Raw genomic sequence first — 12,434 nt, 5'->3', positions numbered from 1 at the left:
ATGCCGGACTCCCAAGACCAAAACCAAGTCAACAACAATGACTTACGCAATGCCCAGTTTGGTGGTGGGTTTATCAATGCTGAGAATGTTAATGCAGGGAGAATCGGCGGAGACATCTGGAATATTTTCTTTGGGCAGCAGACAACACCAGTAGGCAACCCTGCTCGACCAAAGAACGAGCGCATACTACTTGCCGCAGTTAAGGAAGAAGTGACCTTACGGTTAAGGCAATCTCTACACAATGCCGTGCTGATTAATCTAGGGAAAGAATCACAACCGCAACAGGTAAAACGCCCTTGGGATGCTGAGATAAAAATTGGCTTAAAGCCTGCTGTTCTTCTCCCAGATACCACAACAATTTTATCAGTTTTTGACTCCCAGGAAATTGCAGGTAAACTATTAATTTTAGGTGCGCCAGGGGCAGGTAAGACGACTACACAATTAGAACTGGCTCAAGCTTTAGTTATCCGTGCAGAAGAACAACCTGATTACTTCGTTCCTGTTTTATTCAACTTGTCTTCTTGGAAAGATGACCGACAATCTATAGCTGATTGGTTAGTGGCAGAACTTAAATCTAAATATGGTGTTTCAGCAAAACTTGGTAAAGAGTGGATAGACAGCCAAAAATTACTACTATTGCTTGATGGTTTAGATGAGCTTGGGCCAGTATGGCAAGAACCTTGCATTAGAGCAATTAATAAATTGCTACAGGGAGAATGTCGCCCTCAGTTTATAGTAGTGTGTAGCCGCACCGAAGAGTATACTAGCTATAAAACTCGCCTTAAAATTAATGGGACTGTATGCTTACAGCCTCTAACTACCAATCAAATTTACACGTATCTTGTTGAGGTTAATCATGCAGATTTACACGTTTTAATTAGCAAACAACCAGATTTATTAGAATTAATTAAGATTCCTCTGTTGCTAAGTATTGTTGTCTTAGCTTACCAAGAGATATTTATAAATTCATGGGAAAATATGACGGAGGAACGTTGGAATAGCATGACTGCCGAAGCCTGGGATAAAATGCAATCCATCGATTCTTTCAATCTTCAATATTTACTAATATCGTATATCCGCCGGATGCTAGCATGGGATATTGATAGCAAGGTATATACTAATCAGAAATTCCCTACAACTCAACAAACTAAATTATGGCTTACTTGGTTAGCTCAACAATTAGACAGAGAAGCACAAACAGAGTTTCTTTCAGAGAGTATTCAGCCTACTTGCTTAAATAAAGATATCCAAAAATGGGTATATCGCATCATATTTATGCTAAATATTTGGCTAACTTCAGGGGTAATTGGTTTTGTATTTGGAAGTATAAGTTTTGGCTTTTTTAAGGGTATAGCGTTAGGATTATTTTTTGCTTTTATAGTTACTTTTAATCTAATCTCTTCATCTTTCTCTAATTTTATTTTTACTAAATACAACAGCAACACTTACAATTTAGGCAAAGTTAGACAAAGAGTATTAGATTATTCGTCAGTTTTATTAAGAGATAGTTTTAGATTTAATATTGATGAACCTATTTCACCGATAGGATATGTACATTGGTCATTTAAAAAAGTATTCAACATATTGCTAATTAATTTAGGGCAAGGAGTTTTAATTTGTTGCTTTTTAATTTCTGCTTTTCAGCAAACCGTAATCGGTGGATTGATTTTCGTTTCTGTTTTTATCATAGTTAATCTATTGATTTCAGGTTCGGGGATATTTGAGAAACCAGATATAGAAAATAAAACAGTCTTCAATCAAAGCGTTAAGCAATCAATAAGAATTTCTGGATTAGTTGCTGTTTTTACTTGCCTCAGCTTTATGATTCTTTTTTGGATTAATAGAATTTGGAAAACTACCACTATAACTGAATTGTTCCTAATTTTTGGCTTACTACTCGGTATATTTCGCTGGCAAGCTACTGGTGGATTATTTTGCATTCAACACTTCTCTTTACGTCTCGTTCTGTACTTCAACGGCTACATTCCCTGGAACTACTCCCGCTTCCTCGACTACTGTACCGAGCGTATGTTACTCCAGCGTGTCGGCGGTCGCTACCGCTTCATCCACAAACTGCTGCAAGACCACTTCGCCCAAATGGAGTTTAGGCGGGATTGAGCCAGATTTTGCACCTGTTGACGTACAAGGTATTGGTGATTATATTGACAATGATAACGCTTAAAACTGCCTAAACTGAACTATGTCAGACTCAGAAGAATTAAATCAAGTCATCAATAACGACTTACCTAACTCTCAGTTTGGTGGTGGTTTAATTAATGCTGAGTCTGTAAATGCTGAAAAAATTGGTGGAGATATCTACAATATTTACCTTGAAAAGCAGCAGGAGGCATCAGATAGTCCAGCCCCATCACCAAATCAACAGCAGCGATCGCAATCCCAAAGAGATGTACTAGAAAAAACTTACACAATCCAAAGCCAGAAAGTAGCTAGTATAAGAAACGCATGGGTAATTGAGACAGATCCATCCCGCAAGTTTCAATATGAACAACAGCTTCAGGAAGAAGAACGCATACTCAAGGAGCTTGGTAAAAAGCTAGATGCAATTGAACAACAGTTACAAGCTACAAGAAATTATACACAAGGACATGAGCATAATCAAAAATTAACTAAGGAAGCAGATTCTTATTTTGAGCCGCCAGAACCGGATAACGAAAATACTTCTACTGATATTACTGCAAATATGATCGAGAAACTGAAAAAATTGAAACCTGAAGCAGTTGTCAATTCTTGTAGTACTCATCAAGAGGCACTTTCATTAGTTAATGATTTGTGGTTTGAAGGAACGAAAATAGCTAAGAAAGGACGACTTTCAGAAGCTGTCTTTTTACTCGAATTTGGTATTGCTATAGCTAAGATTCTTGACAATATTGTTTTATGGTTAGCAATCGACAAAGATTTAGAATTTATAAAAGCTAAAATACATTAGCACAACTTTAGGCAAGGATGAAAAAAATTAACTTAAAATAGCGTTCAATTCATTATAAATGTAATTTACATCTGGCAAAGGGGATACAAACACTGTTGACGGAAAAATAGGTAATAAGCATTTATAACAATCACTCTCAACCCACTAACCCCAACGTCATGCCGGACTCCCAAGACCCAAAGGAAGCCAACAACAATGACTTACGCAATGCCCAATTTGCTGGAGGCTTTGTTAATGCTGACAAGGTGATTGCTGGGCAGATTGGCGGTGATGTCTACAATATTAATATCGATTTTAATCAGCAGATACCAACAGAAGTCAAAAATATTGTTGACCGAATAGAACCAATATTAGAACGGCTTCAAGAAATTCATCAACCAGAATCACCAGGGGTAGTTAAAGCTGGAAATCCCGGTAAGAGCTTGGCTTACTGGCAAGGAAGAGAATCAGAAATTACCCAAATACAGCAATTGTTGACTGATGAAAACACCTTCTTAATCGGCATAGAAGGCATCGGTGGCATAGGTAAATCCATGCTGGCGGCGAAGATTTATAATCAAATTGCAGGTTTTCCCAAACGATTTTGGGCTAACGTCAGTAATGGCGCAAGTTTTACCGACTTAGCCAGACAAGTATTAACCGAATTTGGCTTCCGAGTTCCAGAACAAGAAACGCAGTTAGTGGAAGCCTTAGTTAAGTGCTTGCGCTCTGAGCAATTTTTACTCATCATTGACAACCTAGAAAGCGTATTACAACGTAATAGGCAATGGGGAAGCCTATTTTACGGAGACTTTTTCCAAGCATGGGTGGAATTTGGTGGTAATAGTAAAGTGTTAGTCACTACCAGAGAAAGACCAGAATTAAAAGGCTTTGAGTGGCTACTTTTGAGGGGTTTAAAAGTAAAGGAAGGAGTAGCCTTGTTAACTGCATTAGGCATTCGCGGAGATTTAGCAGAGTTTGTCGAATTAGTAGATGGACATCCTCTACTGTTGAGATTAGTCGCCGACTTATTAAAACAAGAATATGCCAAAGATCCCGATTTAAAAAGATTAGCAGGCTTGGGTTTAGGGAATTTGCGGCAGTTGTTAACAGATCCCAAAGTGAAAGGTGTGCATCGTAGGGAAAATGTCGGGATCGTTTTGGTGTTGGATGCCAGTTTTAATCGTTTGAATGAGTTACAAAAAGCGTTATTGCAGAATATTAGTGTTTATCGTGGTGTGTTTGACAGTGCCGCAGCAGTAGCTGTGTTGCCAGGAAATTTAGAACCAGAGATTGAAGAAGAATTACGGAATCTGGCGAAGCGTTCTTTGTTGGAAGAAAAGCTGAATGGCAAGAGACGTTTTGAATTTCAGCCAGTGATTTTAGAATATGTGCGTTACAAAGCAGGCGAACAGACGGAAGCACATCAACGAGCTATTGATTACTATCGCTCAATTGCGAAACAAACACCTTGGACAACAAAAGATGATGTTCAAGAATACTTGGAAATCTTTCATCACTGTTATGAATTACAAGATTATAACTCTGCCTTTGATGCGCTTTGGGTTTGCAATGATTTTTTAAGCTTGCGGGGTTATTACATAGACAAAGTAGAATTATATGGGCAGTTGGTCAGTAATTGGGCAGAAATTGGAGATAAAGAAAATTGGAAATATGGGGCTTCTCTCACTTCATTAGGTAATGCTTACAAGTCTTTGGGAGAGTACCAGCAGGCGATTGAGTTCCACCAGCAGTCTTTAGCCATCGCTAGGAAAATTGGTGATCGTCAGTTGGAAGGTCAATCCTTAAACAATTTGGGTATTGCTCATAGATTGTTGGCGAAGTACCAAAGTGCAATGGAATTTCAGCAGCAGTCTTTGGAGATAACTAGAGAGATTGGCGATCGCAGCGAAGAGGCTAGAGCATTACGCGGTTTGGGCAATACTTGTAGCTTTCTGGGGCAGTATCAACGAGCAATTGAATTACAGAAGCAGTCTTTGGAGATAGCCAGAGAAATTGGTGATCGTCAAGGAGAAGGTAATTCCTTAAACAATTTAGGCAATGCTTTTGAGTGTATAGGTTATCACCAACAGGCAATTGAGTTCTACCATCAGTCCTTAGAGATAAAAAGGGAAATAGGCGATCGCAGTGGGGAAGCTAATACTTTAGGCAATTTGGGTAATATTTACTACAAGTTGGGGCAGTGTCAACGAGCGATTGAATTCTTACAGCAGTCTTTGAAGATAGTTAAGAAGATAAATAATCCGAAAAGCGAACATACTTTCTTAAATGATTTGGGTAATGCCTACTATAAACTGGGAGCATACCAACTAGCGATTGAGTTCCACCAGCAGTCGTTAGAGATAGCTAGAGAAATTGGTGATCGTCTATGGGAAAGTGCTTGTTTAAATAATTTGGGTAATTCTTACACTGATCTGGGGCAATACCAACTAGCGATTGAGTTTTTTCAGCAGTCTTTGCAAATCAAAAGAGATATAGGCGATATTCGAGGAAAAGCAAATGCCTGGTTTAATTTAGGTCGAGCGTTAGAAATGGTCAATCGAAAATTAGATGCACTGGATGCTTATCGTAATGCCCACAAACTGTATCAGACAATGGGATTAAATACTCCAGTAGTGCCAGATTGCAATTTTAAGATTCAATGTCTTTCTCAACCAAAAACGCCTTTAGGTATTTTGTACAGATTTTTTCAATTTTTAGTTTGGTTGTGGCGTGGGCTTCACTCTTGGTTTCGCCGCTAAACAAAATCATTTTATCAAACCCATCTTCGATACCCTCGACCTGTATCAAAACCAAGGGGTTGATCCAAGAGCGATCGCCATCTCGTTCAAGCAGTTAGCCGAAAATCACCCCAAAGCAGATTTGCAGATTGTTGGGATGGAAGTGCGTGGTGAGGACAACTTTCTGCTCCGTGCCAAAACAGCGATCGCAGCCGATAAATCGCAACTGAGTGCAGAGTATTTTGCTACTTATAATCAGCTAAAAGCTTTGGCAGAACAAGAAGTTAAAGCACTCATCGCTGAGAAGGATGGCAGAATTGCTGATTTACAGAATATGGTAGTGACAGCACTACAACGCCCTAGCTTTTATTCAAATGTTGAACAGGTAGGTTTTATGACAAACAATCCCGGTGGCTTTTCAGTTGGTGGTTCAGTTGATGGCGATATTAATAATGTTCAGGGTGAAAATAACCAACAAAAGGTAAGTAATAAAAATTCTAGTTTTAACTTACAAGGCGCTCAATTTGCAGGTGGTCTAGTCAACGCAGACACCGTAAACGCGCACCAAATCGGCGGCAACATCACCAACTACAACCCCGAACAAAAGCAGAATCTCGCAGAAGCCGCAGCAGAGATTCAGCAGCTTCTCAACCAATTGGGGCAGACTTACCCTACTAACACTCCACTAGAAAAACAGATAGCGGTGACAGAAGCGCTCAAGCAAATTGATAGTAATCCTACATTGAAAGCGCGGGTAATTGGTGCATTGAAAGCTGGTGGAACTGAGGCATTAAAGGAATTAGTGGATCATCCTCTTGTAAATATACTTTTGGCAACTTTAGAAGGGTGGCAGGATGCGGAGTAGTTTGCTGACAACAGATGAAGCAGAGGGGTTAGCCGGTGATGGCGAATGAAGAGCATTTGGCGATTCTAAGAAAAGGCAGAGAAATTTGGAATCGCTGGCGAGAGGAAAATCCACAAGTCATACCAGATTTAACAAAGGCTGATCTGCGAGGGATGTATTTTGGAATGTTTAATCTTGACTATGTAGATATGCAAGGTGCTGAGATTGTTGGTGATAGTGATTTGGATGAGCCTGATGAGAATGGTTATGGAAAATTACAGGGTTACAATCCCAGTAGTGCTGATTTTACTCAGGCTAGTTTGCGTAGAGCTAACTTAAGTGGACTTTCCTTTAGCAACTTAGATGACTCATATCCAGAGCGCGACCCAAAAAGTGTTGATTTGCGTGGGGCAGATTTGATTGAGGCAAACCTCTGCGGAGCTTACATCAGTGGAGCTAGGCTTGGCGAATTGATAATTGAGTCTTCAAATTGGCATCTAGCTGAAGTTCTTATAGAGCCTTACCGCTATGAACGAAGAGAAATACCAACCAAGCTGAAGGGGGCAAATTTAGCTAGAGCATGTCTTGATAATGTCAATCTTAACAATCTTGATTTAAGTGGAGCTAATCTTACAGAAGCCTCTTTAATAGAAACCCAAGCACTGGGAACAGACTTCAAAAACGCTACATTTACCGGAGCTTGTATACAGGACTGGAATATAAATAGTACAACGAAACTGGAGGGCGTGAAGTCTGATTATGTTTACCTCAAACTAGACTGGTCTGAGGAACGCAAGTATTATCTTAGTGAACGCCGTCCCAGCAATGGTAACTTTGCCCCTGGTGAGTTCACCAAACTTTTTCAAAAAGCTCAAGAAACAGTTGACTTAATCTTTAACAATGGCATCGACTGGGATGCTTTCGCCTACTCCTTCAAAAAGCTAGAAATTGAAAACCAAGGCGCTCAACTAGATGTCCAAAGCATTGAGAAGAAAGGCGATGGCATTCTTGTAGTCCGAGTAGCAGTTGCCCCTGATGCAGATAAAGCAAAAATCCACAACGACTTTATGCAGGGCTATGAATTTGCAGCTAAAACATTAGAGGCGCAGTACCAAGCAAGGCTTGAGGATAAGGATACTCTAATTTCCAAACAGGAAGCACAAATTAACCGCCTATTTGACATAGTGGAACAGCAAGGTTCAGTACAAAAAGCACTGGTAGAAAATCCACGGAAAGTTTCTAACTACAATATTCAAAATCCACAGTTTGCAGGTGGCATGGTGGACACTAACACTGTCAACGCAGACCAGATAGGTGGTAACATTCAGAACAACGACGCTTAAGAACGCTCAAGTCAAACCCATGCCCGATTCAGAAGACCCAAAGCAAGTCTCCAGTAATGACTTACGCAATTCACAGTTTGGCGGTGGTTTGATTAATGCTGAGACAGTGAATGCTGGACGAGTTGGCGGAGATATTTGGAATATCTTCTTGGGACAGCCAACAGTAACACCAGTAGGCAATCCTGCTAGACCAAAGAATGAGCGTTTACTATTAGCCACAGTCAAACAAGAAGTTACAGCGCGGTTAAGCCAGTCTCTACATAATACTCTACTGATTAATTTAGGAAAGGAGTTACAACCGCAACAAGTAAAGCGACCTTGGGATACAGAAATAAAAATTGGTTTAAAGCCTGCTGAAGTTCTCTCAGATAGCACAACAATTTTAGATATTTTTGATTCTCAAGAAATAGCAGGTAAACTTTTAATCTTGGGTAATCCAGGTTCTGGGAAAACAATAACACAATTAGAACTAGCACAAGCTTTAATTCAACGAGCAGAAGAACAGCCTGATTATCCTGTTCCAGTTTTATTTAATTTATCCTCTTGGAAAGATAACCGCCAAACTTTAACTGATTGGTTACTGACGGAACTTAAATTGAAATACGGTGTCTCAACCAAACTTGGTAAACAGTGGGTAGAAAACCATCAGCTATTACTCTTTCTAGATGCTCTCGATGAACTAAAACCACAGCGTCAAGAAATCTGTGTTCAAAGAATTAATCAGCTTTTACTAAGCCAAGAGCGTCCATCTTATATGGTTATATGTAGTAGAAGTGAAGAATACAATAATTACTCTAATCAGGTTCAACTCAATGGTGCTGTTTGTTTACAGCCTTTTAATAATAACCAAATTTATAATTACCTTTTTAATATTAAGCGAATAGACTTATGGGCAATTATTAGCAACGAGTCCGATTTACTAGAGCTAGTTAAAACACCTTTATTATTAAGCATTACTGTACTAGCTATGGAAGATATATCTCTTGAGAAATGGCAGTATCTTTTAAATACGGAAGCACGCTTACAATATTTACTGAATACCTATGTATCAAGAATGTTAGAGCGTGAAGTTAAAATTAAAACATACGCAAAGTTAAGCTTTCCGAAAAAAGAACAAACTATATTTTGGCTCCATTGGCTAGCTCAACAACTTAAAAAAGATTCAAAAACTGAGTTATTGATTGAACAAATACAGCCATATTGGTTAGTTAGTAAAAACAGTAAAAATTTATACAAATTTATATTTGGATTAATATTTGGATTAATTGCTGGATTAAGTGGAATTCCATTATTTGGACTGATTGGAGGAGTAATTGGGATTCCACTTTGGGGAGTAATAAGAGTACTAATATTGGAAATATTTTTTAATTCTATTTATGTACGTAATTTGCAAGAAATTACACTTATAGAAAATATCGCTTGGTTTAATTTCAATTATGAATTGCTAGATTTTGTTTTATTTTTTGGGCTAGTTTTTGGGCTAGTTGGAGCATTGGCTGGAGGAATGCTTGCAGGATTAGTTTTAGGAGTAGTTGGAGGGCTAGGGGGAAAGCTCATTGGACTAATTACAGGACTAATTACAGGGCTGATTTTTGGGTTGATTATTGGGGTAATTGGAGGATTGGTTTTTGGGTTGGTTTTAGGATTAGTTTTGGGGTTGTTTTTTGGACTAGTTTTTGGTCTTGCTGGAGAGCAGTCTGGTTCGTTTATAGAAACAAAATTAATTCCTAATCAAGGCATTTGGAAATCTAGTATCAATGCTGTTTTATTAACCCTATTATTTGGGGTAATTGGATGGCTAATTTTTGGACTGCATATAGGGGTAATGTTTGGGGTAATTACAGGACTATTCTGTGGTGAAGCCTGTATCCAACACTTCTCTTTACGTCTCGTTCTGTACTTCAACGGTTACATCCCCTGGAACTACGCTCGTTTTCTCGACTACTGCACCGAGCGTATGTTACTCCAGCGTGTCGGCGGCCGCTACCGCTTCATCCACAAACTGCTGCAAGACCACTTCGCACAAATGGATTTCAAGCGAGATTAAGAAAAAATTTGCATCTATTGTCCTAAAAAACAATGGTGATATTATTTACAACAATGTCGCTTAAACCTGCTCAAGCCTAACCCATGCCGGACTCAGAAGACCCAAAGCAAGTCTCCAAGAACGACTTACGCAATTCCCAGTTTGGTGGCGGGTTGATTAATGCTGAGTCTGTGAATGCAGGGCGCATAGGCGGCGACATCTACAATACTTCAAATATCCACATCACCAATTATTCTTACCGTGAAGATATTCGAGTAGCTGCTGTTCAACTTGTGTCAAATGCTTTTAGTGATGAAAAACTTCCATGCCCTTATCGCGGCTTATATCACTTTAGTCCAGGTGATGCCGAATACTTTTTTGGTAGAGAAGTATTCATAAAGGAATTGTTTAAGGCAACTCAAACTCGAAATTTTATCCCTGTGCTGGGTGCATCAGGAAGCGGTAAATCTTCTGTTGTGTTAGCAGGTTTAGTACCGAAACTCCAACAGCAAGGTCGCTGGTTATTTACTCATTTTCGCCCTGGTTCTAACCCTTTCTACGGTTTGGCTGAAGCATTAGTTCCACTTTACACGCCTGAAAAAGATGATACGGATCGTATTGCCCAAACACGCAAGTTGTCCAATTATTTCTCCAATGACGATGTTCTTCTTGTTGATGTTATTGCCAAAATTAAGCAAAACCATCCTCACCATCGTGTGTTACTAATTGCAGATCAGTTTGAAGAGTTATTTACCTTATGCAATGATGAAAAAATTCGTCATAAATTCTTAGACTGTTTGCTAACTTTTATTCAATCTCCCATTAGCAAATCGCTATCAGCAGTATTTGTTGCAACTATGCGTGTGGATTTTTTAAGTTACACACTCTTATATCCAGAATTTGCAGACCAATTGAAATCTGACATCAAAATCAGGTCAATGAATCGATCTGAATTAACAGATGTAATTGCCAAACCTGCACAAAAGCTGGGAGTAACATTTCAAGATGGGTTGATAGAACGCATTTTAGATGATGTAAAGTCCGAACCAGGGAACTTACCTGTACTGGAATTTGCTTTGACATTGCTGTGGGAAAAGCACCAGAGCAAACAATTAACTCATACAGCTTATGAGGACATTGGGAAAGTAGAAGGTGCGTTAGCCAGCTATGCAGATCAAAAATATGACAATCTCACTACTACTGAGCAGGAAAAGGTACGCCAAATTTTTATCCAACTAGTGCAACCTGGTGAAGGTATAGAAGATACGCGCCGACTGGCGACAAAAGCAGAACTCGGTGAGGCAAACTGGGAATTAGTGACGAAACTGGCAGATGCGCGATTAATAGTAACAAGTGACAATGCTAGTGGTGAACAGACAGTAGAGGTTGTTCATGAAGTGCTGATTCAGAATTGGGAGAAATTGCGGCAATGGATGAAAACAGATCGTGAATTTCGAGCTTGGCAACAACAGTTGCGGGTTTCAAAATACCAATGGCAGAAAAATTATAAAGATGAAGGAGCATTATTACGAGGGAAGGCATTACTTGAAGCTGAAAACTGGTGGGAGATAAATCAAGACAAACTGTATGCAGAACAGGAGTATATACAAGCGAGTGTAGCACAAAGAGAATATGAAGAAAAAGAAAAGGAAAAACGCATACAACAAGAACTAAAACAGCAAAAAATAAAAACTAGGTGGGCTACCAGTACAGCTATATTTGCAATTATGGCACTAGGGGCTGGAGGGTTTGCTTGGCTACAACAGCATCAAGCTGAACAATCACTTCAATCTTTTATGCTTGGTGTTGAGCCACCTACATTAGAACTATTAAATAAGTTACCTAGCTATCTAAAACAGGCAGATAAACTTAGTCAGCATAAAGGAAATGAAAAAGATATAGCTTTGTCAATTGGATATTATCATGCTATTTTGGAAAGCACAACTAATCTTGAGAAGAGAATTGCAGAAAATTCTCAAGAATTCTTAAATTTAGAACAGGTGAGACAAGAAATTAAATCTATTTCGATAAAAACTTTAAATTCTTTGACTGGTGTTATTTTAAAAGAACGATTCTTCTTGATAGAAAAAGATATGAAGAAAGGAAAATTTGGAAGATTAAAAACGCTAGAAGAATTAACACAAAAACAGCATTCAAAATTAAATTCAGGAGACAAATATTTTGAAAATAATCAAAACCAAATATCTGATTATCTTAATTTAGAGAATAATTATACAGATGGCGCTATAAAGAAAACGTATGAAATTTTAATGACCAAATTTGGATTCGGAGCTGATGTCAATAGCAATGGTTTGTTAGATCAAGCAGAAGCTAGTCGAATTCCTTGTATAATTTTAAAGAAAATCGAAGAATTATGGCGAAATCAGACAAAAAATAGATGTGGTTGGTATGGTAATATATCTGAAATATCTGCTCCAGCGTGTGATGAATTAGATTCAAAATCGCTAATTTATACAATATTTACACCTCCCTATGATATCCCTTTACAACGTCTTGAAGAATGTAAAATCCATTTAAATAAAGATTAAGAAAT

At 38.6% G+C, this 12,434-nt stretch carries 7 protein-coding genes; all 7 read left to right on the top strand.

The window, feature by feature from the left end; genetic code table 11:
* Entirely contained in the window at window positions 1–2,118 is a 2,118-nt protein-coding gene (locus tag CDG77_RS10560; protein WP_094329333.1) for an NACHT domain-containing protein, read from the top strand.
* 82 nt (window positions 2,119–2,200) lie between these two features.
* Window positions 2,201–2,947 (top strand): hypothetical protein, encoded by a 747-nt coding sequence (locus tag CDG77_RS10555; protein WP_094329332.1) that lies wholly within the window; start codon window positions 2,201–2,203, stop codon window positions 2,945–2,947.
* Between the two features lie 158 nt (window positions 2,948–3,105).
* Window positions 3,106–5,688: a tetratricopeptide repeat protein gene (locus tag CDG77_RS10550; RefSeq protein ID WP_094329331.1), complete on the top strand. Its 2,583-nt coding sequence runs from the start codon at window positions 3,106–3,108 to the stop codon at window positions 5,686–5,688.
* On the top strand, window positions 5,660–6,532 hold the full coding sequence (locus CDG77_RS37490) for a hypothetical protein (protein ID WP_223269774.1): 873 nt from the start codon (window positions 5,660–5,662) through the stop codon (window positions 6,530–6,532). Before CDG77_RS10550 ends, CDG77_RS37490 begins: the two co-directional genes overlap by 29 nt.
* Before the next feature lie 38 nt (window positions 6,533–6,570).
* A complete protein-coding gene (locus tag CDG77_RS10535) occupies window positions 6,571–7,854 on the top strand; it encodes a pentapeptide repeat-containing protein (RefSeq protein WP_094329330.1) in 1,284 nt (427 codons plus the stop codon).
* A 19-nt stretch (window positions 7,855–7,873) separates the two neighbouring features.
* Window positions 7,874–9,901 (top strand): NACHT domain-containing protein, encoded by a 2,028-nt coding sequence (locus CDG77_RS10530; protein WP_094329329.1) that lies wholly within the window; start codon window positions 7,874–7,876, stop codon window positions 9,899–9,901.
* Window positions 9,902–10,053: 152 nt separating this feature from the next.
* A complete protein-coding gene (locus CDG77_RS10525) occupies window positions 10,054–12,429 on the top strand; it encodes an nSTAND1 domain-containing NTPase (RefSeq protein ID WP_143856999.1) in 2,376 nt (791 codons plus the stop codon).
* The last annotated feature ends 5 nt before the right edge of the window (window positions 12,430–12,434 follow it).

This window comes from Nostoc sp. 'Peltigera membranacea cyanobiont' 213 (assembly GCF_002245975.1).
Lineage (GTDB): Bacteria > Cyanobacteriota > Cyanobacteriia > Cyanobacteriales > Nostocaceae > Nostoc.
This window is presented reverse-complemented; position numbering and strand designations above follow the sequence as displayed.

What these genes read in the sequence shown, in the direction of transcription:
- CDG77_RS10560 (WP_094329333.1), top strand. Translation starts at nt 1, where the DNA reads ATGCCGGACTCCCAAGACCAAAACCAAGTCAACAACAATGACTTACGC.
- CDG77_RS10555 (WP_094329332.1), top strand. Translation starts at nt 2,201, where the DNA reads ATGTCAGACTCAGAAGAATTAAATCAAGTCATCAATAACGACTTACCT.
- CDG77_RS10550 (WP_094329331.1), top strand. Translation starts at nt 3,106, where the DNA reads ATGCCGGACTCCCAAGACCCAAAGGAAGCCAACAACAATGACTTACGC.
- CDG77_RS10535 (WP_094329330.1), top strand. Translation starts at nt 6,571, where the DNA reads ATGGCGAATGAAGAGCATTTGGCGATTCTAAGAAAAGGCAGAGAAATT.
- CDG77_RS10530 (WP_094329329.1), top strand. Translation starts at nt 7,874, where the DNA reads ATGCCCGATTCAGAAGACCCAAAGCAAGTCTCCAGTAATGACTTACGC.